Source organism: Nocardia callitridis (assembly GCF_039543305.1).
GTDB classification, from domain to species: domain Bacteria; phylum Actinomycetota; class Actinomycetes; order Mycobacteriales; family Mycobacteriaceae; genus Nocardia; species Nocardia callitridis.
In genome coordinates this window covers 1,846,656-1,868,974 of sequence record NZ_BAABJM010000001.1, presented here as the reverse complement: position 1 = coordinate 1,868,974, position 22,319 = coordinate 1,846,656, and the positions used below count along the sequence as shown (strand labels likewise).

General features: G+C 65.6%; 23 protein-coding genes, 2 pseudogenes and 1 riboswitch. Of the genes and pseudogenes, 11 read left to right on the top strand and 14 right to left on the bottom strand.

The features are described 5' to 3' along the window. Positions 1 to 209: 209 nt before the first annotated feature. The 3 genes and pseudogenes from ABEA50_RS07970 to ABEA50_RS30915 all read left to right on the top strand — a co-directional run. Positions 210 to 1,097, top strand: a complete 888-nt coding sequence (locus ABEA50_RS07970; protein ID WP_345494716.1) for an A/G-specific adenine glycosylase — start codon at positions 210 to 212, stop codon at positions 1,095 to 1,097. 366 nt (positions 1,098 to 1,463) lie between these two features. After that, positions 1,464 to 1,651, top strand: a pseudogene (locus ABEA50_RS07965) (zinc-dependent metalloprotease); the annotation flags it as partial. Continuing rightward, positions 1,642 to 1,866: pseudogene (locus ABEA50_RS30915) on the top strand (cupin domain-containing protein); the annotation flags it as partial. The pseudogenes ABEA50_RS07965 and ABEA50_RS30915, both read left to right, overlap by 10 nt. 162 nt (positions 1,867 to 2,028) lie before the next feature. Here ABEA50_RS30915 and ABEA50_RS07955 read toward each other — a convergent pair. Continuing rightward, entirely contained in the window at positions 2,029 to 2,808 is a 780-nt protein-coding gene (locus tag ABEA50_RS07955; RefSeq protein ID WP_345494402.1) for an alpha/beta fold hydrolase, read from the bottom strand. A gap of 60 nt (positions 2,809 to 2,868) precedes the next feature. On the opposite strand from ABEA50_RS07955, the gene mhuD reads away from it, so the two are divergent. From mhuD to ABEA50_RS07930, 5 genes are all read left to right on the top strand, one after another. After that, positions 2,869 to 3,186 (top strand): mycobilin-forming heme oxygenase MhuD, encoded by a 318-nt coding sequence (mhuD, locus tag ABEA50_RS07950; protein WP_345494400.1) that lies wholly within the window; start codon positions 2,869 to 2,871, stop codon positions 3,184 to 3,186. A gap of 91 nt (positions 3,187 to 3,277) precedes the next feature. Beyond that, positions 3,278 to 3,465, top strand: a riboswitch (cobalamin riboswitch). Between the two features lie 30 nt (positions 3,466 to 3,495). Next, positions 3,496 to 3,690 (top strand): CbtB domain-containing protein, encoded by a 195-nt coding sequence (locus tag ABEA50_RS07945; RefSeq protein ID WP_345494399.1) that lies wholly within the window; start codon positions 3,496 to 3,498, stop codon positions 3,688 to 3,690. After that, a complete protein-coding gene (locus tag ABEA50_RS07940) occupies positions 3,681 to 4,487 on the top strand; it encodes a CbtA family protein (RefSeq protein WP_345494397.1) in 807 nt (268 codons plus the stop codon). Before ABEA50_RS07945 ends, ABEA50_RS07940 begins: the two co-directional genes overlap by 10 nt. 236 nt (positions 4,488 to 4,723) lie before the next feature. Then, the gene (locus tag ABEA50_RS07935; RefSeq protein WP_345494396.1) at positions 4,724 to 5,173 is read left to right on the top strand and encodes a hypothetical protein; all 450 of its coding nucleotides are present in this window, start codon (positions 4,724 to 4,726) and stop codon (positions 5,171 to 5,173) included. Between the two features lie 622 nt (positions 5,174 to 5,795). Continuing rightward, positions 5,796 to 6,233: an OsmC family peroxiredoxin gene (locus ABEA50_RS07930; RefSeq protein ID WP_345494395.1), complete on the top strand. Its 438-nt coding sequence runs from the start codon at positions 5,796 to 5,798 to the stop codon at positions 6,231 to 6,233. Positions 6,234 to 6,263: 30 nt separating this feature from the next. Here ABEA50_RS07930 and ABEA50_RS07925 read toward each other — a convergent pair whose 3' ends face one another. Beyond that, on the bottom strand, positions 6,264 to 7,187 hold the full coding sequence (locus ABEA50_RS07925) for an ABC transporter permease (protein WP_345494394.1): 924 nt from the start codon (positions 7,185 to 7,187) through the stop codon (positions 6,264 to 6,266). Beyond that, complete coding sequence (locus ABEA50_RS07920; protein WP_345494392.1) at positions 7,184 to 8,083, bottom strand: ABC transporter ATP-binding protein; 900 nt, start codon at positions 8,081 to 8,083, stop codon at positions 7,184 to 7,186. The genes ABEA50_RS07925 and ABEA50_RS07920 overlap by 4 nt, the downstream gene beginning before the upstream one ends. Positions 8,084 to 8,358: 275 nt before the next feature. On the opposite strand from ABEA50_RS07920, the gene ABEA50_RS07915 reads away from it, so the two are divergent. The 3 genes from ABEA50_RS07915 to ABEA50_RS07905 all read left to right on the top strand — a co-directional run bounded on the left by ABEA50_RS07915 (position 8,359) and on the right by ABEA50_RS07905 (position 10,959). Further along, positions 8,359 to 9,804 (top strand): histidine kinase, encoded by a 1,446-nt coding sequence (locus tag ABEA50_RS07915; protein WP_345494391.1) that lies wholly within the window; start codon positions 8,359 to 8,361, stop codon positions 9,802 to 9,804. Further along, positions 9,801 to 10,463: a response regulator transcription factor gene (locus tag ABEA50_RS07910; protein WP_345494389.1), complete on the top strand. Its 663-nt coding sequence runs from the start codon at positions 9,801 to 9,803 to the stop codon at positions 10,461 to 10,463. The genes ABEA50_RS07915 and ABEA50_RS07910 overlap by 4 nt, the downstream gene beginning before the upstream one ends. 226 nt (positions 10,464 to 10,689) lie before the next feature. Continuing rightward, a complete protein-coding gene (locus ABEA50_RS07905; RefSeq protein WP_345494388.1) occupies positions 10,690 to 10,959 on the top strand; it encodes an SHOCT domain-containing protein in 270 nt (89 codons plus the stop codon). 62 nt (positions 10,960 to 11,021) lie between these two features. Here the strand turns inward: ABEA50_RS07905 and ABEA50_RS07900 are convergent, their stop codons facing one another. The 11 genes from ABEA50_RS07900 to ABEA50_RS07850 all read right to left on the bottom strand — a co-directional run bounded on the left by ABEA50_RS07900 (position 11,022) and on the right by ABEA50_RS07850 (position 22,260). Further along, entirely contained in the window at positions 11,022 to 13,580 is a 2,559-nt protein-coding gene (locus ABEA50_RS07900; RefSeq protein ID WP_345494387.1) for an ATP-dependent Clp protease ATP-binding subunit, read from the bottom strand. Between the two features lie 366 nt (positions 13,581 to 13,946). Further along, positions 13,947 to 14,456, bottom strand: coding sequence for an anthrone oxygenase family protein (locus tag ABEA50_RS07895; RefSeq protein ID WP_345494386.1), 510 nt, complete (start codon positions 14,454 to 14,456; stop codon positions 13,947 to 13,949). 119 nt (positions 14,457 to 14,575) lie between these two features. Next, positions 14,576 to 15,199 carry an FHA domain-containing protein gene (locus tag ABEA50_RS07890; RefSeq protein WP_425577549.1) on the bottom strand — a complete coding sequence of 208 codons (624 nt, stop codon included), beginning with the start codon at positions 15,197 to 15,199 and terminating at the stop codon, positions 14,576 to 14,578. Between the two features lie 275 nt (positions 15,200 to 15,474). Continuing rightward, on the bottom strand, positions 15,475 to 15,834 hold the full coding sequence (locus ABEA50_RS07885) for a histone-like nucleoid-structuring protein Lsr2 (protein ID WP_345494385.1): 360 nt from the start codon (positions 15,832 to 15,834) through the stop codon (positions 15,475 to 15,477). Between the two features lie 115 nt (positions 15,835 to 15,949). Further along, positions 15,950 to 17,500: a lysine--tRNA ligase gene (gene lysS / locus ABEA50_RS07880; protein WP_425577548.1), complete on the bottom strand. Its 1,551-nt coding sequence runs from the start codon at positions 17,498 to 17,500 to the stop codon at positions 15,950 to 15,952. A gap of 408 nt (positions 17,501 to 17,908) precedes the next feature. Next, positions 17,909 to 18,331: a rhodanese-like domain-containing protein gene (locus ABEA50_RS07875; protein ID WP_345494713.1), complete on the bottom strand. Its 423-nt coding sequence runs from the start codon at positions 18,329 to 18,331 to the stop codon at positions 17,909 to 17,911. Between the two features lie 8 nt (positions 18,332 to 18,339). Then, positions 18,340 to 18,996: a cysteine dioxygenase gene (locus ABEA50_RS07870; protein WP_345494383.1), complete on the bottom strand. Its 657-nt coding sequence runs from the start codon at positions 18,994 to 18,996 to the stop codon at positions 18,340 to 18,342. 155 nt (positions 18,997 to 19,151) lie between these two features. Further along, positions 19,152 to 19,946 carry a type III pantothenate kinase gene (locus tag ABEA50_RS07865; RefSeq protein ID WP_345494382.1) on the bottom strand — a complete coding sequence of 265 codons (795 nt, stop codon included), beginning with the start codon at positions 19,944 to 19,946 and terminating at the stop codon, positions 19,152 to 19,154. A 16-nt stretch (positions 19,947 to 19,962) separates the two neighbouring features. Beyond that, on the bottom strand, positions 19,963 to 20,382 hold the full coding sequence (gene panD, locus ABEA50_RS07860; protein WP_345494381.1) for an aspartate 1-decarboxylase: 420 nt from the start codon (positions 20,380 to 20,382) through the stop codon (positions 19,963 to 19,965). A 13-nt stretch (positions 20,383 to 20,395) separates the two neighbouring features. Continuing rightward, the gene (gene panC, locus ABEA50_RS07855; protein ID WP_345494379.1) at positions 20,396 to 21,328 is read right to left on the bottom strand and encodes a pantoate--beta-alanine ligase; all 933 of its coding nucleotides are present in this window, start codon (positions 21,326 to 21,328) and stop codon (positions 20,396 to 20,398) included. After that, positions 21,328 to 22,260 carry a Rossmann-like and DUF2520 domain-containing protein gene (locus tag ABEA50_RS07850; protein ID WP_345494378.1) on the bottom strand — a complete coding sequence of 311 codons (933 nt, stop codon included), beginning with the start codon at positions 22,258 to 22,260 and terminating at the stop codon, positions 21,328 to 21,330. The genes panC and ABEA50_RS07850 overlap by 1 nt, the downstream gene beginning before the upstream one ends. Positions 22,261 to 22,319 lie beyond the last annotated feature (59 nt).

Sequence of the window (22,319 nt, the reverse complement as noted above, 5' to 3'; positions counted from 1 at the left end):
TGCACAACGCATGCGTTGCCAGCGAGTTCTGTTGGTTACAAACGAGCAAACGAACACCGGTGGCGGTGCGGAGATACGAGATAGTGAGGGCAGTGCGCAGCAGTACGGCGACGCGGTCGGACGACGACCGCGACAACGGCCAGCACAACGACCGTGGACAACGCACTGACCAGCACCGACGCCGTCAGCGCGGCGCCGAAACGAACGATATCGAGCGCCGAGTCGACGTCGACGCACTGCTGGATTGGTACGGGGAAACGGCGCGCGATCTCCCGTGGCGACACCGGGGTGTGACCGCGTGGCAGATCCTGATGAGCGAGATCATGCTCCAACAGACCCCGGTGGTCCGGGTCGAGCCGATCTGGCGTGAATGGGTGGCTCGGTGGCCGGTGCCCTCGGCGATGGCGTCCTCCAGCCAGGCCGAGGTGCTGCGCGCCTGGGGCAAGCTCGGCTACCCGCGGCGTGCGCTGCGCCTGCACGAGTGCGCGCGGGTGCTGACAGAGCAGCACGGTGACGAGGTTCCCGAGGACGTCGAGGTATTGCTCGGACTGCCCGGCATCGGCGCCTACACCGCGCGCGCGGTCGCGTGCTTCGCCTACGGGCAGCGGGTTCCCGTGGTGGACACCAACGTTCGCCGGGTGATCGCGCGTGCCGTCCACGGCCGTGGCGACGCGGGCAATCCGTCCACGCGCGATCTCGCCGAAGCCGAGGCCCTGCTCCCGACGCACATCGGCCGTGCCGCGACGTTCTCGGCGGCACTGATGGAGCTGGGCGCGACCGTGTGCACGGCACGCAGACCGGACTGCGAGCGCTGCCCCCTGCCGGAGTGCGCCTGGGTACGTGCGGGCCGACCCGCCGCCGACGTGGTACGACGCGCGCAGAAATACGAGGGCACCGACCGACAAGCACGCGGCAGATTGCTCGATGTGTTGCGCACCGCCAGCGGCCCGGTCGAACGCGTCCGCCTCGATATGGCCTGGACCAGGGACACCGGCCAACGCAACCGCGCGCTGGATTCGTTGCTGGTGGACGGACTCATCGAGCAAACGGACGACGGCTTGTTCGCCCTGGCTGGCGAGGGTGGGGCAAGCGCGTAGCGGATCGATGAACACCACCGCACCCTGCCCGACGCGATGCGCGCGTCACGCGACCGCGAACGTGGCGACGGGTCATCGCGGGTCCGGTTCATGGGCGCACCCTCCCCTAGTGCGGCGTACTGGACCGTGCTGCCGTAGAGCGTGTCGCCGATTCCGGCGATGTAACCCGCGACACAGACGACGATCAGGCGCACCAGGCCGGCCTTGAGTCCGAGGTACGCGCTTGGAGTCACCGCCCGACGACTGACAACAAGGTCGAAGGAAGCCACAGGCCAACCGGTGAACCATTCGAGAATCGCGGCAAACCGGTCGAGGCCACCTCGGTAGGCGCGACGGCCAGGTTCTCCCGCCTGGACTCGAAAGTAGGACCCGTTCCGCGGCGACGAGGGCGAATTGCTTCTGGTCGCACCGAATATCGTGGCCGTCGAGCGCGCGCTCCGCGTTTGCCCATCGATTTCCGCCCGTGGCTTTGCCCGCACGAAGTGACCGGCCGAGTGCGATTCTCTTCGGCGTCGTGGTTGGCCACCGGAGCAACCGAGATGGCGTGGACGCTCTGGCAAGTTTGCTCGAAGGTCCGCGTGCGCGCGGTGCGTTCGTGATGTGTTCTCTGCTCGAGCCGCCGTGGTCGCTGCGCGTCGAGGACGAAGCGCCGCTCACCGTGGTGGCGATGGTGCGCGGCGGTGCGTGGATCGTCACCGACACTGCGCCCGCGCGGCAGCTGTGCGCCGGCGACATCGCGATCTTCGGTGGTCCTGACCATTACACCGTGGTCATTCGGTGCTGGAAATCATCCCCGGTCTTGTTGTCCCGGACGCTGAACGAACGAACGTGCGGCCGCGTCAGCGGTTCGACAAGCGCGAGGACCTCGCCGACTCGAACTGATTCGGCGTTCCCCTGCGCGACTGTAGGTAGCGGCTCAGGGGCTCCGGGCTCAAAGCACCTCGCGCAGAAACCTTTCCACCTCGGCCCGATACCGCCCCGGCTGATCGTCGTGCACAAGATGCCCCGCGTCGGGGACGAGCACGTATTCGGCGTCGGGATGTGTGCGCGCCATCTCGCGCATCTGGCCGGGCGGGGTAATCGTGTGCTCGCCCTCGAACAACAGGGTGGGAACGCGCAGCGCACGCCACTGTGGCCAGAAATCGCGGGTGCCCCATTCCTCGGAAATATCGCGGAAGGTCTCGACCGAGCCGTGCAGTCGGTAGCCGTCCGCGTCGCGGGTGAACGAGTTCAGGAAGTACTCCCCCGCCACGGGGCCGAAATACGAGAGCACGGCTTCCGCGTCCGGGAACGGTTGCGGCCACGCATGGATCATGGCCGCCCAGTTCGCGGCGGTTCTTCCGGTGAAATCGGGGGCGATGTCCTCGACCACCAGCGCGCGCACCCGATCGGGGTGCGTCGCGGCGAAGACCCACCCGTGCAGGCCGCCCATCGAGTGTCCGATCACCACCATCGGTTCGGTAATCGACGCGGTCGCGGCGGCGAGGTCGCCGACGAAGGCTTCTGTCGTCAACTCCTTTGGCGCGGGCCGTCCATGCCCCGCCGCGTCGAAGGTGTGGACATGACCGAACTCGCGTACCCACGGCAGCTGCGCATGCCAGGTGCGCGCGCTGCCCATCAGTCCGTGCAGTAGCAGGATCGGTGCCCCGGTGCCGCCTTCGTCGTACAACCACTCGGCTGGCCGGGCTGGGTTCTCCAGGTTCTCCAGCATCGGCTTCAACAATACGAGGCACCGCGCGTTGCCAGGGCGGCAGGCGCTAGCTTGGTTGGTATGGCTGTTGTGAAGATCAATGCGATCGAGGTTCCCGAGGGTGCCGGCCCCGAGCTGGAGAAGCGCTTCGCCCACCGGGCGCACGCGGTGGAGGGGTCGCCGGGCTTCCTCGGCTTCCAGTTGCTCCGTCCCGTGGCTGGCGAGAACCGGTACTTCGTTGTCACCCAATGGGATACCGAAGAGTCGTTCGCGGCATGGCGCGACGGACCCGCGCGCGAGGCGCATGCGGGCGAGCGGGCGAAGCCGGTGTCGACGGGTGCCTCGTTGCTGGAATTCGAAGTCGTTCTCGACGTCACGAACGAGTCGGCCGCGAAGTAGCGTCCGGCGTTCGTCCGCGACGCGGGCGCGGGCTCTATACCGCGTCGACCTGCACCGCGACTCGTGTCGACGGTGGTGTGCGGCGCGCGCGAAAGTATTGACGGCGAGTGGCACCGGGTGCCACAGTGCAGGAGACAAACGCGAGGGTGATGCGGGAATTCCGGTGTGAATCCGGAGCGGTCGCGCCACTGTGTTCCATGCACCGAGGGTGTTCCATACACCGCGACGATTCCTCGGGTGCCGGGAAAGCCAGATACCGGCACCCCCGCGTCCACCATTCACGGGACGCGCATCCCAAGGAGGACTCGCATGGCCATCGCGCACACCCCGAGCCGGGCAGCCGACTCACTCGCCGCCGTACTGGTCACAGTAGGTGTCGTACTTCTCGCACTCCTCACGCTGTACCTGGTGGGTTTCGACCAGGGTGCTCTCTCGCGTAGCGGGATGTACATGCATGAGCTGATGCACGATGGACGCCACCTGCTGGGGCTACCGTGCCACTGACCGGTTCGTTCACCACACTGCTGCTGCGCGGTCTGTTGGCCGGCCTGGTCGCCGGTCTGCTCGCCGCCACCGTCGGGTACTTCGTCGGCGAACCCCAGGTGGATGCCGCCATCGCCATCGAGGAAGCACACTCCGCCGGGGACGGCACGCCGGGGACGGACGAGCACGGCGCCCCGCAAGCCGGTTCACCCGAGGGACATTCGCACGGCGACGAGGAAGACCCACTGGTGAGCCGCGCCGGACAAAAGTTCGGCCAGTTCCTCGCACTCGGCCTCGCCGGACTGGCGTTGGGCGCGATCTTCGCCACCGTCGCCCATTTCGCGCGTCGGTTCACCGGCGTCGCCGGCCCGCGCCTGGCGCTCGGGCTCGGACTCGCGGGCTGGGCGGCGATCGTCGCGGTGCCGTTCTTCAAATATCCGGCCAACCCGCCCGCCGTCGGCGATCCCGACACCATCAATGACCGCACCCTGCTCTGGTTGGCCGCGGTTCTCCTCGGTGCCGTCGCGGTAGGTGCCGGGGTGTATGTGTATGCGCTGCTGCGGAAGCTGGCCGCGGCGCGGTTACTCGGCGGGGTCGCGGCCTTCGTCGTCGTGGTGATTCTCGGCTACGTTTTGCTGCCGGGCGTGAACGAGGTGCCCGCGGACTTCCCCGCCGATCTGCTGTGGCGTTTCCGGGTGTCGTCGCTGGCCGAGACCGCGACGCTGTGGGCGAGCCTCGCCCTCGGGTTCGCCGCGCTCACCGAATTCGCCTCGCGCACTGATACTCCGGTACGAGAGCAGGTCACCACTTCGGGTTGATCCCCGCGCGGTGGGGAAACGGCAGTGTGGATCGCATGATCGACTCTGCCCTTTCCTTGTGGCCCGCCCCGCTGCGCGCAGCCGGTCGTGGAAAATCCCGCCGGCGCGCCGGCACACCGGCGGCCGACGAACTGCCCGCCCAGGACGGTGGTACAACCCCGAATACGGTAGAAACACCGACCACCGGGGCGCACCGCCGGTCCCGAACCATCCGGCCGCACACCGGAACACCGCAGGTGAACGATCCGAATCCGACGCCGCGGGCAATCCGCGTCGCGTTCGTCGGCTTCGTCGTCGCCCTGTTGGCGGGTGTCGTCGAGGCGATCGCGCAAACGGCGCTCGCGGCAGGCGATACCCACCCCGGCAGCCTCGCGACCGCCCTCACCGTCCGACTGACGATCTACCTTGTGGTGTTCGCCGCCGCGTTGCGTATGACCTACGGCAGCCGGTGGGCGCGCCGAGTACTCGCTGTCGGTATCGGCATCGTCGGACTGGCCTCGTTGCTCATCGAGCCGCTGGCACAAGCGTTGTCCGCCGACCAGCTCGGCGATCTGTTCACCGACGTCACCACCGAATTCGTGCTCATCTTCGTGCTACGGACGATCCACGTCCTCGCGGTTCTGGTCGCCGTCCCCGCGATGTATTACCGCACTCGGGCATACTTTCGAACGAGTGCTCGGAGCTGACATACCATCAACCGGAAAGCTCCCACCGCCCGCGATCGCCAGACACCGGCAGCGGTGTCGAAACCTCCCCGCCGCACGCTCGGCCGCTGAGATGGCGGACCCGCGCGGCACTTTCGACCATGCGCATCCTCTGACTTGTCCGCACGGCCGTACGAACTCGCTGTCGACCGAGTCATGACGGCTTTGCCGCCGGCCACGCTGTATCGAACATGGACCGATCAGTTCGACGTGTGGTTCGCGACGCCGGGTTCGGTGCTGATGGGCGGAGCGGTGAACGACCCCGCCTGCTTCGAGACCGAGCACCACGACATACGTAGCCCGCACTACGGGCCGGTATCTGGCGGTTGGTCCCCGACGAACTGTTCGAGCTCACCTGGACCACCGGCGCAGGTGGGACCGCAGGTGCTGAAACCGTACTGACGGTGCGCTTCGCCGCTGCTTCGACGGGTTCTTCGAATTCAGCTGTCCTAGAACGGTTTTGCCGAAACTGCCGCCCGCGCTCGGCATCGCGGGGCCTGGGCGCTGCTGCTCGATCAGCTCGATCGGCGAACCGACGTCCTCGACTGATCGATCGGAGTACGTTCGAGGCGAACCCCGATGATCAACACCGAAAGGACTCTCGATGCCCACACGTAGCGCGCGCACCTCGTGGACCGGTTCCCTGGAAGCAGGCTCGGGCCAGGTGGAACTGGCCAGCTCAGGGATCGGCAAGTACGACGTGTCGTTCCCGAAGCGTGCCGCCGACAACGCCGACGGCACCACCAGCCCTGAAGAGCTGATCGCCGCCGCGCACTCGTCCTGCTACGCGATGGCTCTTTCCGGTGAGATCGGCGGCGCGGGCGGCACGGTCGAGGCCCTGGACGTGCACGCCGATGTATCGCTCGGACCCGATCCAGCGGGAGGGTTCAAGATCACCGGCATCAAGCTCACGGTGCGCGGCAAGGTCTCCGGCCTCGACGCCGCCGCGTTCGCCACCGCCGCGGCGACCGCCAAGGCCGGTTGCCCCGTCAGCAAGGCGCTCTCGGGTGCCGACATCACCCTCGACGCCGCCCTGGCGTAACTCCACCGGACATCGAACCTGCCGCGCGGGTCAGATCAGGTCGCGGCGGCGCATCAGCACGATCGTGCCCGCGACGAACAGCACCGCGTAGATACCCAGCACTATCAGGGATTCGGTCCGCGACAGGATGTCGAGCACCCCCGGTACCGCCTGCCCGTCGGTCGTCCGCATCGAGCCCGCCAACGAGCCCGCCGCGGTGCCGGGCAGGTGGTCGGTGATCGCGGCGACGGCGGCGAAGATGCCCGCTACCCCGCGCAGCAGGTTCTCCACCACCAATACCCACACCAGGCCGAGGCCGACGGCCAGGGCTGGACCACGTGCGATCGCGCCGATGAACGCACCCGCGAGCGTCCACATTCCCAGAATCGCCGTGCCGACACCGATTCCGAGTGCCACCCGGCCAAGCGACGGCAGAACGAGTTCTTGCGAACGACTGGCGCCGATCACGGCGGCGACCCCGGTATCGATCAGAAACGCCACACATACCAGGCCGCCCACCACCACGAGCAGAGCGACCATGGTGGCACCGATCGCCGAGGTTCGCGACGGCCCCTGGGTGAACCCGGTTTTCCATGTCCCCCAACCGAATCCGCTACCGGTGGCGAGCGCGCCGAGAATCAACATGAGCGCGCCACCGAACATCGCCATCCCCTGGGTGAATACTTCCGGCACCGCAGCGGGCAGCATCTGTTGCAGCAGTGCGTCTTTCGGTAATCCATTCGACATTCTCCCGGACTCGCCGGTGGTGTAGGCGAGGTAGTTGAACAGGTAGGTGAAGGCGAGGTTCAACAGAATCCAGGTGCCGAGCAGAACCCAGAAGGCGGGCCATTTTCGCAGCCGCAACGCCTCGGCCCGCGTGCTGGCCAGCAGCCCGCGCAGCAGGCCACCGCCGGTATTCCTGCTGCGCACACCCTGCCGGTGCATCGTTTTCTCGATCGCTACCGCGTTCATCATGCCGTCACCCCTTTGGTCATCTCGAAGAACACCTCTTCGAGCGATTTCTCTTCGATTCGCAATTCCGAGAGCTCCGCGCCGCTCTCGACCACCGCGCGCGCCACCAGGGGCGCCGACCCACTGCCCGCCGCGATCCTGATGCCGTCCGAGACGGTCGTGACGGCGGCGGCGTCCACCACCGCGCGGATCGCGTCCAGCGCCTGCGCGCGTGGCTCGGCGCGCACCAAGAGCGAAGAGGCGCCACGCAATTGCGCGACGGTGGACTCGGCCAGCAATCTGCCCTGCGCGATCACCCCGACCCGATCACAGATCTCCTGCACCTCACTGAGCATGTGGCTCGACAAGAGCACCGTGTGACCGTCGGCCGCGAGATCGGTGATCAGTTCCCGCATTTCGGCCATGCCCTGCGGATCGAGGCCATTGGTCGGCTCATCGAGCACGAGCAGGTCCGGGTGCCCCAGTAGTGCCGCACCCACCCCGAGACGCTGCTTCATCCCGAGCGAGTAAGTGCGGAACTTGTCGTCGGCCCGCTCGCGCAACCCCACTCGCGCCAGTGCCTCGTCCACCTCGCGACCGCTGAGACGCCGATATCTGGCGAGGACACGGAGGTTGTCGCGACCGGAGAGGTACGGGTAGAAACCGGGACCCTCGATCAGTACACCGAGTTTGCGCACCACCGAGGGATCGCCGGGGGTGCGCCCCGCGATCGTCGCCGCGCCGGCGCTGGGACGAATAAGCCCGACCAGCATGCGCAGCGTGGTGGTCTTGCCCGCGCCGTTGGGGCCGAGAAAACCGTAGATCTCCCCGGTTGCGACGCGCATGTCGACGGCGTCGACGGCGACGTGTGTGCCATAGCGTTTGGTCAACCCTTCGGTGACCACTATCGAATCTGTCATAGTCGAAGAATCCCGCGCACGACGGTCGCGCCACATCCGTCCCGCGACCAAGCCGCACATACGTACGCGGCGGTATGCCACCGCGGACGAGGACCATCGGCGGCAACGCGGTCGGGGCCCGTCCTGATCTGTCCCGCCGGTTTCGGCTCAGCCGCGAACGCCGAATCCGCCGCGGCCAAGTTGTCGTGAGGCACGGACCGGTCGAGCCGTGGGCTTTACGTCGAGAGGCGGACGCGCACGGCCGCCGAAACCAATAGGCTCGAGGGGTGCCAGGGATGACGAATCGAGGTTCGGTCGGACGAGACGCGGCGTTGGCGTTGGTAGTCGCGGCCATCCAGCTTGTCGGCGGGACCTTCGCGAACCGAGCCACCGGCGACCGTTCTCTCGACGTGCTCGGTTATCTGTTGTTACTGATCGGGCCGTGCGCGCTGGTCTGGCGACGCGCCAAACCGCTACCGGCGCTCGTGGTGGCACTGTCGGCCTGCGTCGCGTATCTGCTGGTCGGATACGGATACGGGCCGATTTTCCTCGCACTGCTGATCGCGTTCCTCACTGCGGGAACTACCGGTTCACGCTGGCTGACCTACCCCTTGGTGCCGCTGGGATACCTCGTATTGGTCTGGCCATTGCCCACGCTGCTGGGCCGCCCCGCCAACCTGTGGCAGGTGTTCGCACTGCTGGCATGGCTGGCGGTACTGGTGTCGATCGCCGAGGGCCTGCGTCAGCGCAGGGCCGCACTCGATGAACGCCGACACCGCGCCGAGGCCGCGCGCCGCGAGGAGCAGAACCTGCGCGCGCGCAGGACGACCGAGGAACGTCTCGCCATTGCCCGTGAATTGCATGATGTTCTGGCACACAGCCTTTCGATGATCAATGTGCAGTCCTCGGTGGCACTGGAATTGTTCGCCAAACAACCCGAGCAGGCCGAATCGGCCCTGGCCGCGATCAAGACCGCCAGCCGTGACGCGCTCACCGAGGTGCACTCGCTGCTGCATTCGATCCGCACCGGTGGCACCGCGGGGGTCGCGGCCCCCGCAGAACCCGAGGACGCCGAATCCGACCCGGACTCCGATCTTCCTGCGGCCGAACCCGATCCGACGGATCCACCGCCGCGCCAACAAGGGTCGAGCGCACCGCGAGCTCCGGTGCCGAGCATCGAGGATCTGGACGCGCTGCTGCAGCACAGCAGGGCGGCGGGGATGCGCGTGGAAACCAGGATTATCGGGACACCCGCACCGCTGCCCGCCGTGATCGATGTGGCCTCGGCACGCATCATCCAGGAGTCGCTGACCAATGTGGCCAGGCACGCGCCCGGCGCCGACGCGATGGTGACCGTGCGTTACGCCAAGGGCTCGGTTGACCTCACCGTCGACAACACCCGCGCGACCGCGACGCCGCCGCGAGCGATGTCCGGCGGCAACGGCATCGTCGGTATGCGCGAACGCGCGCACGCGCTCGGTGGCGCGCTTACCGCCGGACCACGTCCCAGCGGTGGTTTTCGGGTCGCGGCCAGACTTCCAGCGCAGCTTCAGGAACCGAGCGACGACTCCGCCCCCGCGCAGGACGACCTCGCCGAGACCGAGGAGCCCCGTGCACCGGCACTCGACGCGGCCGACGTCGAGCCTCGAGCGCAGAACCCCGGGCAGGGCCGCGAGGCGAGCTCGCCCGAGGGCGCCGTCTCAGCCGGTGGCACCCACGGATCGAGACAGGCGGACCGATGACCGTACGCGTGCTGATCGCCGATGACCAAGCGTTGGTGCGTGGCGGCTTCGCGGCGTTACTCGCGGCGCAGGACGATATCGAGGTGGTCGGCGAAGCCGACAACGGTGAGCAGGCCGTACGAATGACCCGCAGCCATGCCCCCGACGTGGTGCTGATGGATATCCGCATGCCGATTCTCGACGGCCTCGCCGCGACCAGGAAAATTGTCGAGGACCCCGCGCTCGGTGCGGTCAAGGTCGTGGTGCTGACCACTTTCGAGCTCGACGAGTACGTCTTCGAGGCGATGCGCGCCGGGGCCACCGGCTTCCTGGTCAAACACACCGAGCCTGCCGACCTCGTGCGTGCGGTACGGGTGGTCGCCGACGGCGAAGCGCTCCTTTCGCCCGGTGCGACCCGTCGCCTGATCGCCGAATTCTCCGCACACGCGAAAATTCCTCCGCCCGCGGAGCTTTCCGAGCTCACCGACCGTGAGCGCGAGGTAATGGCGCTCGTCGCGGAAGGACTGACCAACGCCGAGATCGCCGAGCGACTCTTTATGAGTCCCGCGACGGCACGCACGCACGTGAGTCGAATTCTGATGAAACTCGGCGCGCGCGACCGCACCCAACTCGTGGTGCTCGCCTATGAATCGGGTCTGGTGCGACCGGGCTGGCAATAACCGACCGGTGTGTTTCTTCGGCGCCATCACCTGCGTACACACCCGCAATTCGAGGAAAACGCACGAGAAACTGACCTGTGGCAACTTTATAGCGAACTCATTTCGCGGCGCTGTCAGCAGTCCTGGCAATTAACCGGTAACCATTTTGCGGGTACGCGCATACGCGTAGCCCGGGCGAGGACAGCAGGCCGATGCCACACATCGCCCATGACGGCACGCTTTCGGTATGAACATTTCCGCGCACCCCGAAGCCCTGACCTTTCTCGCCGACCACTACTCCGACGGCTGGCAGCCATGGCCGCTGTTCTGGATCTTCCCCATGCTGTTCTGGATCATCGTCCTCACCACGGTGTTCCTCGTCCGACGCCGATTCCACCGACACGAAAGCGGTATCGGCGCACTGCGCTCGGCATTCGCCCGAGGCGAGATCACCGAGGAGCAGTACCGCAGCCGCCTCGCCGTCCTCCGTGAGCCCAAGCGGGGAAAACAGCGATAGCTAGCGAAAAGTCCGGCCCCACACCGATACGGTGCGGGGCCGGACTCGTCGATGGAAGGGAACTACTCGCTGGCAGCCTCGGTCGCGCCACCCTCGGTCGCGCCGGTCAGCACGACTTCAGGCTTGGCGTCCTTCGCGGAATCCTTGGTCAGCTTCGCCTTGCCGACGAAGGTGAACTTGGCATCCTCGCCGGAGCCTTCGCCATCCCAGCCCTCGACATCGACCGACACGGTCTGACCGGGGCCGATCTCGCCGAAGAGGATCTTCTCCGACAGCTGGTCCTCGATCTCGCGCTGGATGGTCCTGCGCAGCGGCCGAGCACCGAGCACGGGGTCGAAGCCGCGCTTGGCCAGCAGTGCCTTGCCCTGCTCGGAGATCTCCATCGCCATGTCCTTGTTCCGCAGCTGCGTCTCGACACGGGCGATCATCAGGTCCACCATTTCCACGATCTGTTCGGTCGTGAGCTGGTGGAAGACGATGACGTCATCGATACGGTTGAGGAACTCGGGCCGGAAATGCTTCTTCAGCTCATCGTTGACCTTGAGCTTCATCCGCTCGTAGTTCGAACCCTCGCTGTTGCTCTGCGCGAACCCGAGCCCGACCGCCTTGGAGATATCCGAGGTGCCGAGGTTGGAGGTGAAGATCAGCACGGTGTTCTTGAAGTCGACCGTGCGACCCTGACCGTCGGTGAGACGGCCGTCCTCCAACACCTGCAACAGGGTGTTGTAGATCTCCTGGTGCGCCTTTTCGATCTCGTCGAACAGAACCACGGAGAACGGCTTGCGGCGCACCTTCTCGGTGAGCTGGCCGCCCTCTTCGTAGCCGACGTACCCGGGAGGGGCACCGAACAGCCGCGAAGCGGTGAAGCGGTCGTGGAACTCGCCCATGTCGATCTGGATGAGCGCGTCGTCGTCGCCGAACAGGAAGTTCGCCAGCGCCTTGGACAGCTCGGTCTTACCGACACCGGACGGACCGGCGAAGATGAACGAACCGGACGGACGCTTCGGATCCTTCAGGCCTGCCCTGGTGCGACGGATCGCCTTGGAAACGGCCTTGACCGCGTCCTCCTGGCCGATGATCCGCTTGTGCAGCTCGTCCTCCATGCGGAGCAGACGCGTGGTCTCCTCCTCGGTGAGCTTGAAGACGGGGATACCGGTCCAGTTGGCGAGCACCTCCGCGATCTGCTCGTCGTCGACTTCCGCGACAACGTCCAGATCGCCGGAACGCCACTGCTTCTCGCGTTCGGCCCGCTTGGCGACGAGCTGCTTCTCCTTGTCACGCAACCGCGCGGCCTTCTCGAAGTCCTGCGCGTCGATCGCGGACTCCTTCTCCCTGCGCGCGTCGGCGATCTTGTCGTCGAATTCGCGCAGGTCCGGCGGAGCCGTCATGCGACGGATACGCATCCTGGCACCGGCCTCGTCGATCAGGTCGATCGCCTTGTCCGGCAGGAACCTGTCGTTGATGTAGCGGTCGGCCAGTGTCGCCGCGGCCACCAAGGCGCCGTCGGTGATCGAAACCCGGTGGTGAGCCTCGTAGCGGTCGCGCAGGCCCTTCAGGATGTCGATAGTGTGCTCGACCGTCGGCTCGCCGACCTGAACCGGCTGGAACCGGCGTTCGAGGGCGGCGTCCTTCTCGATGTACTTGCGGTACTCGTCGAGGGTGGTCGCACCGATGGTCTGCAATTCACCGCGAGCCAGCTTCGGCTTGAGGATCGATGCCGCGTCGATCGCGCCCTCGGCGGCGCCCGCACCGACCAGCGTGTGCAGCTCGTCGATGAACAGGATGATGTCGCCGCGGGTGTTGATCTCCTTGAGCACCTTCTTGAGCCGCTCTTCGAAATCACCGCGGTAGCGGCTGCCCGCGACCAGGGATCCCAGGTCGAGGGTGTAGAGCTGCTTGTCTTTCAGCGTCTCGGGGACCTCGCCGTTGACGATGGCTTGCGCCAGGCCCTCGACCACCGCGGTCTTACCGACACCGGGCTCGCCGATCAGCACCGGGTTGTTCTTGGTGCGGCGGCTCAACACCTGCATCACGCGCTCGATTTCCTTCGAGCGCCCGATCACCGGGTCGAGCTTGCCTTCGAGCGCGGCCTGGGTCAGGTTGCGGCCGAACTGGTCGAGCACCAGCGAGGTGGACGGCGTGCCCGACTCGCTGCGCGAGCCCGACTCCACCGGCTCCTTGCCCTGGTATCCGGACAGCAGCTGAATTACCTGCTGGCGCACGCGATTCAGGTCGGCACCCAGCTTGACCAGCACCTGGGCCGCCACGCCCTCACCCTCGCGGATGAGGCCGAGCAGGATGTGCTCGGTGCCGATGTAGTTGTGGCCGAGCTGTAGCGCCTCGCGCAGACTCAGCTCGAGTACCTTCTTGGCGCGCGGGGTGAACGGGATGTGACCGGAAGGAGCCTGCTGCCCCTGGCCGATGATCTCCTCGACCTGGCTGCGCACGCCTTCCAGCGAGATACCGAGCGACTCGAGCGACTTGGCCGCGACGCCTTCACCCTCGTGAATCAGCCCAAGCAGGATGTGCTCGGTGCCGATGTAGTTGTGGTTGAGCATCCTGGCCTCTTCTTGGGCCAGGACAACGACACGCCTCGCGCGGTCGGTGAACCTCTCGAACATCGCTCCCTCACTCTCCTGCTCCGACATTCTGGCAACAGACGCCGCAGTGTGCTGGTGTTACAACCGTGGGCGTCAGCCTGCCATGAAGCCCGGGTGTTGCGGTCCCCGCCTCTACTCTAGTTGGCGGGTGATGTCGCCGCCGCCGGTCCACCCTATTGCGGGCCGGTGACTACGACGCCATTCACTCACAACGTAGGCGCGGCGTGGATCGTTTCCCACCCGGTTTTGCCCTGAGCGAACGGCGTGATGACCGGGCACCCATCGCGTGTCGGCCAGCGCGACGGTGCACCCGGCGGATCGGCGACCTGCGGGCAACCGGCGGTTCACCCCACCCCGCACAGCGAAGACCCGTGGGGTGCCCTACCCCTACCGCCCCCTCCCCTGCTGCACCCCCGCGACGAACAATACGCCGCACAGCGCGACGAAGGCCAGTGCGTGCAGCACCGCGCGCACCATATTCCAACGCACCCACGCTGATTCGAAATCCGCGCGCACCGAGGCAAGTTCCCCGATGCGCGCGGCCGCGCCCGCCGCGGCAAGTTGATCGTTCAACGGCACGTTCAGCGCGGACGTGACCAGAAACGCGAGCACATTGAGCACCAGTGCCGCCACAATCCAGACCAGCACGCCACGATGCGCGCGATCCAGATGCGTGAGCGCGGCGAGCACGCCGAAGGCTACGGTGCCGACGAAACCGGTGAGGAACCACGGATTCATGATGGCCACGTTGATCTTCTGCATCACCTCGACCAGGGTGCGATCGTCGGCGCGACCCAACGCCGGCATCACCGATATCGCGTACGCGTAAAAAACACCCGCGATCAACCCGGTGGCGAGCGTGGCAGCGACCATGCTCGCGATGCGTGCGACAGTCATCGACTTCCTCCTGCTGGGAACCCGACCGGAGACTTCACCGCTCCGATTCGTGTTTCCAGTCAAGCCGTGGTGACCCGCCGAGGGACATAGCCGAGACACTCAGGACGTTGCGCGAGCGTCTACAGGTCCCGATCGGAAATCAGACCAGTCTGCATCGCCAGACCCGCCAGCCGAACCCGCTTCTGATTCTGCGGAAGATCCTCGACGCCGAATTTCGCGAACAGCGTCCGCAGATGGGTCTTGACCGCATCGACGCTGAGAAACAATTCGTCGGCGATCTGCTGATTAGCGGCCGGGGTGGCGAAACCGGCACCGTGCTTGTACGGCCGACACAACGCGATCAGCACGGCACGCTGAGTATCGGTGAGCGAGCGCATGCTCGGCGTGGTGCTGGTCGAAGTGCGCGTGATCGCGTCGGTGGTGGCGCCGAAGTCGTGAAACGAGACGATCGAGGTACCGACTCGAATCCGATCGCCCGCGATCAGCCTGCGGCGCCCGACCAGTCGGTCGCCGTTGACGAAAGTTCCGTTGCGCGAAAGCCCGTCGTCGACGATGGTCCACTGCGTGCCGAGATATTCGATCGCCGCGTGCAATCGGGAAACCTCGGCATCCCAGCTCAGAGCGAGATCGGCTTGCGGAGACCTACCGATGGTGACGCGCTCCCGCTCGGGGGTCAGCATGATCTCCTGCGCCTGCCCCGTGTTATCGGTGAATCGCAGCGATGAACCAACGAATGCCGTCACCGCGCCGATACCTCATCTCTCCATACCGCCGGTGATCCTCGCACGGATTCCATGGTGCCGCTTTCGACAACCACGAAGCAAGACAGATCAACCGGGCACCAACAGCGCACTTCGGACGTCCGGACAACTTCGGACTACGACATCGCCGCGTTGTCCGCAACACCGCACGAAAGCAATCGAGGACCCCACGAAGAACCACGAAGAACCCAGAAAACAAAACAAGACCGCCGCCCCTGCGTCGCACGATTCGCCGGGACGGCGGCCGAAATAGCGAACTAACCCTTCGCGGCCTTGTTGTACGCGTCGGTGATGTCGGCGGAGATACGCCCCCGCTGCGACACCTTGTGCCCATTACGACGTGCCCATTCGCGAATTGCCGCGCTTTGTTCCCGGTCGATCGAGACCCGGCTCTTGGTGTTGCCCGTCGCGGCCGCTGCGGCCTTCACGCGGCGCCTGCCACTCACTCGACGCGCGCTCGTCACCCACTCTTCGAGCCCGTCGCGCAGCTTCGCGGCATTTGCCGACGACAGGTCGATCTCGTACGACACACCGTCGATCGCAAACTCGATGGTCTCGTCCGCGATAGACTCACCATCGACATCGTCGATCAGGCTAACGGTGACCTTCTTTGCCATGAGATGAACGTCCTCTCGAAATCGTGCGACCCGCATACTAGGCCGATTACCCGAGGCAAGAATACCTCGAATTCCAAAAATTCCAAGACGGGGCTGTGATTTTGCAATCCAGCAGTCAGTGACCAACTGGTCGCACAATTGGGAACAGTATCGTTTCTCGGATTCCCAAACCCGTCAGTGCCATCAACAACCGATCGATTCCCATACCGGTGCCGGTAGTCGGCGGCATGCCGTGCTCCATAGCGGCAAGGAAGTCTTCATCCAACACCATGGCCTCGTCGTCACCTTCCGCGGCCAACCGTGCTTGATCGACGAACCGTTCCCGCTGGATCACCGGATCAACCAACTCCGAATAGCCGGTAGCCAGTTCGAAGCCACGAACATACAGATCCCACTTCTCGGTCACGCCGGCAACAGACCGGTGTTGCCGGGTCAGTGGTGAGGTCTCCACCGGGAAGTCACGAACGAAAGTCGGTGTGTAGAGCTTGTCGCCGTACTGATGTTCCCACAGTTCCTCGACCAGTTTCCCGTGGCCATAGCCTTGGTCGGCTGGAATTTCCAGACCGATCCGTTCGGCGAGCGCGAGCAACTCGGCGACCGATGTTTCCGGGGTGACCGATACCCCCACCGCTTCGGACAACGAGGGGTACATCTCCACCGTCGTCCACTCGCCGCCGAGGTCGTATTCGCTACCGTCCGGCAACGTCACGATCAACGTGCCGAAGACCTCCTGGGACACCTCCTGCACCAATTCTCGGATCATGCGTGCCGAGTCGTCGTAGGTGCCGTATGCCTCGTATGTCTCCAGCATCGCGAACTCCGGAGAATGCGTGGAGTCGGCGCCCTCGTTGCGGAAGTTTCGGTTGATCTCGAAGACCTGTTCCAATCCACCGACAACGCAGCGCTTGAGGAACAGCTCCGGCGCGATACGCAGGAAAAGTTCCATATCGAGCGCGTTCGAACGCGTGACGAACGGGCGCGCGGCGGCCCCGCCGTGCACCGTCTGCAGCATCGGCGTCTCCACCTCGAGAAAACCGCGGCGCTCCAACGCATTTCGCAATGCGCGCACCACAGCGACCCTGGTTCGTGCCACCTGTCGCGCCTCAGGGCGCACGATCAGGTCCACATAACGCTGCCTGACCCGCGACTCCTCGTTCATCTCCTTGTGCGCGACCGGCAAGGGCCGCAAGGACTTCGACGCCATCGACCAAGAATCGGCGAGCACGCTCAATTCCCCGGTGCGCGAGACGATGACCTCGCCGTGCACGAAAACGAAATCACCGAGGTCGACATCGGCCTTCCATGCCGCCAACGCCTCGGCACCCACCCCGTTCAGGCTGATCATCGCCTGCAACTTGGTGCCGTCGCCCTCCTGCAACATCGCAAAACACAGCTTGCCGGTATTACGAACGAATATGACGCGACCTGCGACACCCACCTGCTCACCGGTGTTGGTATCGGCGGTCAGCTCCGGATAAGCCGCCCGAATTCCGGCGAGGGTATGCGTGCGAGGGACCGCGACCGGATAGGCGTCGCCGCCCGCGGCGAGCAGCCGCTCACGCTTGTCCCGACGAATCCGAATCTGCTCGGGAGCGTCATCGGCCGATGTGGCGGCAGCCGAATCCGAGGCCGACGCCGGGGAGGTTGCGGAGTTGCGAGTGCTCACATCCGACAACCTTAGCGGGCAGTATTTTCCGACCTACGGGCCACCGCGTTTTCACACGGACACGGACGCCGCTTGTTCACATCCGCCGATCACCCCGTCCAGGCTGCGCCCACGCAGCGTGGGAGAGCCGAACCGATCCACGTGAAGCCTCGGGGCGGGCAGCAGCACTGGAACGCGATTGTCGCGCCGCGGAATCCGGTACGGAGACAGACAGAATCCGCGGGCGACCACAGACTCAGACAGTGTGTCCCGCCGACAAAGTGACGAGATGAAAGACACCTCACACTTTTCGGCGGTGGGGAGGATTATTCGCTTCGCCGCAGCACGGAAATAGCGAGCGTGCATCGATTCATCGATGAAATCTCCTGTCGTCCCGAATATTTCGCCGGCCGACGCGGGCAGCGGCAATTACAGCGCCGACAGAACCTCGGTCTCGCGGGCGAAGTGCGCGGTGCCGACCGCGACGGTGACCAACCCCGCGGCACGGACCGCCTGATAGCCGCCGACCAGGTCGGTCGCCCTGTGCAAACCGAGTTGCCGCAGCGACGCGGCGGCGAGACTGGAGGTATACCCCTCCGAGCAGACCACAATCCATTCCACATCGTGGTCGGTCGCCAATGCCAGGCGCGCCGAACTGGTGGGGTCGAGGCGCCATTCCAAAACATTGCGCTCGATCACCAAGGCGCCGGGCAGTGTGCCCTCACGCAGCCGCTGCGCCTGTGGCCGGATATCGACCAGTATCGCTCCGCGTGACAATGCCTCAGGCACCTCGAAGGCGAATATCCGATCCAGGGTCGAGCGCGCGTTCGCCAACATCTGATCGATGGTCATGGCGGTCATCACATATCGCCTTCGGGCTCGTCGGTGAGGACGGTACGGGTGCGCCGCAAGATGCCGTGGCCGGTGACCTCGTAATACGACATCGCCGAAAGCGGCGGTGAATAGGCGTGCACGCTCAGAGTCGGATCGAGCGGGCCCGTCGTCGCCTGAGCCGGGTCAGCGAACCTCGACGGCGTGGCCGCCTCGGCCGACGGGGCGCGCATCACGTCGTGCACCCAACCGATCGGGAACGCCGCCTGGTCGCCCGCTGTCAGCGTGCGATGACGCAATTCCGTTCCATTCCAACGGTATTCGGACAACGCGCCGCTGAGCACCGTCAGCGCGCCCAACGACCCGGCATGGTCGTGCAGCTCGGTCGACTTGCCCGGGGTCCAGCTGATCAGCCAGACATCCACCTCGTCATCGGACAGCAGCCGAGTCGCCCATCGCTGCTCGGTCGGCCACTCGCCATTGGCCGGAAGGAGGTGGTCATAGCGGCCGTCGAGCACGTCCTCGGCACCCTCATCGGTCAGCCGCAGTAGATCGGGCGGCCGTAATCGAGTAGGTAATGCCGGGGCTACAGGGCGGTCGATGCGCGGATCGGGGAACCGCGCCGCCGGCCGTGCGGTCGAGTACGAGCCGCGAGCGGAAGACAGGGAGAGAACTGGGGAACGCATGAGCGAATCTCCGTAAGGGTGTGAACGGTCGAGGACTGTCGGCAGCCTCGATCGATCGAGGCCAGGTCAGCCTCGACAACACTCCGGAGTGCGCACGCGGAAATTCACAAAGCAAACTTTAGCAGCAGGTCATCGAATCGCCAATGCGAGCATCCTCACGCGCCGCGGCGGCGCTGGTTGCGCTCATACACCAGCCGCAGACCGGTCGAGGTCAGGTGCGGATCATGGTCGTCGATGGTCTCCGACTCCGGCACGATCAGCGGTGCGCTCGCCCCGGTCGCGACGATGCCGACCGACCGACCGGAGAACTCGTCGAACTCATCGCGAATCCGGTCGATCAAGCCGTCCACCATGCCAGCGAAGCCGAACACGGCGCCGGACTGAATGCACTCCATGCTGTTCTTGCCCAATACCGAACGCGGCCTTACCAACTCGGTCCTGCGCAGCGCGCTACGCGCCACCAACGCCTCGGTCGAGACCTCGACGCCGGGCGCGATGATCCCGCCGAGGAACTCTCCCTTGGCCGAGACCAGATCCACACAGATCGCGGTACCGAAATCGACCACGATCACGGGTGTGCCGTAATGCTGGTAGGCAGCAAGGCAATTCACGATCCGGTCGGCGCCGACTTCCTTCGGATTGTCCACCAGCAACGGAATACCGGTCCGCACACCGGGTTCCACCACCACATGCGGAACGTGCGCCCAATACTCGGCGAGCATGGCACGCAATTCCCGCGAGACCGGCGGCACCGTCGACAGCGCCGCCACGCCGACCACCTGCTCCGAGCGTTCGCCGATCAGGCCGCGCACCTGCATCGCGAACTCGTCGGCGGTCAGCAACGGGTTGGTGTGCAACCGCCATTTGCGCACCAATTCGGCGTGGTCGCCGGAACCGGAGAAAAGACCGAGCTCGATGCTCGTATTACGGACATCGATGGTCAACAGCATGTGGTCACCGCCGCCCTCACGCGTGCGTCAACGAACGCGGCGAGGTCAGCCCCGAGCCCTCGGGCGCGTGCGCGGGGTCCGAACCCGACTCGACGACGCGATTGTGATCGTCGACGAAAACCACCTTCGGGGCGTAACTCGCCAACTCGCTCTCGTCCATCTGACCGTAGGCGATCAAGATCACCAGATCGCCTGGGTGTACGAGATGTGCTGCGGCACCGTTGATTCCGATCACTCCGCTACCGCGCTCGCCCGCGATGATGTAGGTCTCCAAGCGGGCGCCGTTGTCGATATCGACGATGCAGACCTGCTCACCCTCCAACAAATCCGCGGCATCGAGCAAGTCCTGATCCACGGTCACCGAGCCGACGTAATGCAGATCGGCCATGGTCACCGTGGCCCGATGGATCTTGGACTTCATCATGGTGCGAAACATAGTGTCGCCCTCTCTAATTCACTACAGGAGCCGCGGCCGGATGTTCGGCGGCGTGCCGATCGTCGACCGGTGCGCCCAGCGTCACCGGGACATTGTCGATAAGCCTCGTGCCTCCGACCTTCGCCGCGATCAATAGCCGAGCATTGCCCAATTCGGGGGCCGGACCCAGTGTCGCCGAACGTAATTCGAGGTAATCCACGTCGACACCGCTCGACGCGTCGAGTACCGCGCGCGCCGCGGCCACTACGGCGTCCGGCCCGAGACCGCCCGCGTACGCACCCGCGGTGAGCGCCGCCGACAACGCCGCCGCCGAATCGCGGTGCGGCGCATCGAGAAAACGGTTACGTGAGGAAAGCGCCAAACCATCCGATTCCCGCACCGTAGGCACCGGCCTGATCGATACATCGAAATTCAAGTCACGCACCATCTGCCGAATCAATGTCAGCTGCTGATAATCCTTCTCACCGAAGAACGCCTCGTTCGGACGCGTGATCTGAAACAACTTGGCGACCACCGTCAACATGCCCGCGAAATGCGTTGGCCTGCTCGCACCCTCCAATTCGGCACCGAGCGGACCCGGCTGCACCGTGGTTCGGCTGCCGTCGGGATACATCTGCGCGGCACTCGGCGCGAAAACCAGGTCGACACCGTTGGCGCGCAATAAATCGACATCCGCCTCCAGCGTGCGCGGATATTTGCCCAGATCCTCGTGTGCGCCGAACTGCAAAGGGTTCACGAAGATCGAGACGATCACCACCTGATTGGTGCGCTTGGCCTCCCGCACCAACTCGAGATGACCTTCGTGCAATGCGCCCATCGTGGGCACCAAGCCCACCGTGCGGCCGACGCCGCGCAGCGCCTTGGACACCGCGCCGATCGTCGCTGGGTCATGGTGCACGGTCAGCTCCCCGGGACGATAGGCCTGCCCCTGGGTCGCGTCGAACATCAGCGTCCTTCCAAAAGGTCGATTACCTCGGGTGCGGTGCCCGCGCGCTGCGCGGTGCGCAAGGCCATCGCGCGATATGCCGCCGCCGACCCCTGCTCGACCGAACCCAACGCGGCCAGATGTGCGGCGACCGCCTCGGCATCGCCCCTGGCCACCGGCCCGGTCAACGCGGATCGGCCACGGCGCAGCGCATTATCCAATGCCGCGGAAGCCAGCGGCGCCAACAATCGTTCAGCGAGACCATTGGGCTGATCGTCGACGAGCTGCTGCCCCAGCAGACCGGGTCCCGCCAACGCGGCGCGCAGTGCGGCAACCGCGTCGACGATCACCGTCACCAGGTGGTTGCTCCCGTGCGCGAGTGCGGCGTGATAGAGCACCCTGTGCTCCTCGGACACCCGCACGGGCTCGCCGCCCATCTCGATCACCAACGACTGCGCGATCGCGTACCCCACCTCGTCGGCGGCGGTCACCCCGAAGCAGGAGTTCGCCAGTCGTGCCACATCCTCGTCGTGGCCGGTGAACGTCATCGCCGGATGGACCGCCAACGGCATGGCACCGATCTCGGTCAACGGCGCGAGCACGCCGATACCGTTGGCGCCCGAGGTGTGCATCACGATCGTGCCCGGCCGAACCACGCCCGCGCCGGCGAGACCACGAGCCAGCCCGGCCAACTCGGTGTCGGGCACCGCGAGCACCAACAGCTCACTGCGCAGCGCCACCTGTTCGACCGGCAAGATCTCCGAATCGGGCAGCCGATTACCGGCACGGCGTACCGAGGCATCGGAAATGGCGGCGACACCGAACACCACATGCCCGGCGCGCTCGAGTGCGGCACCCAAGGCCGAACCCACGCGTCCCGCCGAGACGATTCCTACCGTCAGGCGTGCGGGCGCCGGGTCGAATCCCGAAGTCGCGTCAGCAGAAGAATCCACGCTTCTCGAGGTCAACGTTGTCCTCTCGATGTCGTTCCAGTCCCGCGCCGCGGGTACCG

Excerpts from the sequence above, each read along its gene's own strand:
- ABEA50_RS07955 (WP_345494402.1), bottom strand. The coding sequence starts at position 2,808 with ATGCTGGAGAACCTGGAGAACCCAGCCCGGCCAGCCGAGTGGTTGTAC.
- mhuD (WP_345494400.1), top strand. The coding sequence starts at position 2,869 with ATGGCTGTTGTGAAGATCAATGCGATCGAGGTTCCCGAGGGTGCCGGC.
- ABEA50_RS07945 (WP_345494399.1), top strand. The coding sequence starts at position 3,496 with ATGGCCATCGCGCACACCCCGAGCCGGGCAGCCGACTCACTCGCCGCC.
- ABEA50_RS07930 (WP_345494395.1), top strand. The coding sequence starts at position 5,796 with ATGCCCACACGTAGCGCGCGCACCTCGTGGACCGGTTCCCTGGAAGCA.
- ABEA50_RS07925 (WP_345494394.1), bottom strand. The coding sequence starts at position 7,187 with ATGATGAACGCGGTAGCGATCGAGAAAACGATGCACCGGCAGGGTGTG.
- ABEA50_RS07920 (WP_345494392.1), bottom strand. The coding sequence starts at position 8,083 with ATGACAGATTCGATAGTGGTCACCGAAGGGTTGACCAAACGCTATGGC.
- ABEA50_RS07915 (WP_345494391.1), top strand. The coding sequence starts at position 8,359 with ATGACGAATCGAGGTTCGGTCGGACGAGACGCGGCGTTGGCGTTGGTA.
- ABEA50_RS07910 (WP_345494389.1), top strand. The coding sequence starts at position 9,801 with ATGACCGTACGCGTGCTGATCGCCGATGACCAAGCGTTGGTGCGTGGC.
- ABEA50_RS07905 (WP_345494388.1), top strand. The coding sequence starts at position 10,690 with ATGAACATTTCCGCGCACCCCGAAGCCCTGACCTTTCTCGCCGACCAC.
- ABEA50_RS07900 (WP_345494387.1), bottom strand. The coding sequence starts at position 13,580 with ATGTTCGAGAGGTTCACCGACCGCGCGAGGCGTGTCGTTGTCCTGGCC.
- ABEA50_RS07895 (WP_345494386.1), bottom strand. The coding sequence starts at position 14,456 with ATGACTGTCGCACGCATCGCGAGCATGGTCGCTGCCACGCTCGCCACC.
- ABEA50_RS07885 (WP_345494385.1), bottom strand. The coding sequence starts at position 15,834 with ATGGCAAAGAAGGTCACCGTTAGCCTGATCGACGATGTCGATGGTGAG.
- ABEA50_RS07875 (WP_345494713.1), bottom strand. The coding sequence starts at position 18,331 with ATGACCATCGATCAGATGTTGGCGAACGCGCGCTCGACCCTGGATCGG.
- ABEA50_RS07870 (WP_345494383.1), bottom strand. The coding sequence starts at position 18,996 with ATGCGTTCCCCAGTTCTCTCCCTGTCTTCCGCTCGCGGCTCGTACTCG.
- ABEA50_RS07865 (WP_345494382.1), bottom strand. The coding sequence starts at position 19,946 with ATGCTGTTGACCATCGATGTCCGTAATACGAGCATCGAGCTCGGTCTT.
- panD (WP_345494381.1), bottom strand. The coding sequence starts at position 20,382 with ATGTTTCGCACCATGATGAAGTCCAAGATCCATCGGGCCACGGTGACC.
- panC (WP_345494379.1), bottom strand. The coding sequence starts at position 21,328 with ATGTTCGACGCGACCCAGGGGCAGGCCTATCGTCCCGGGGAGCTGACC.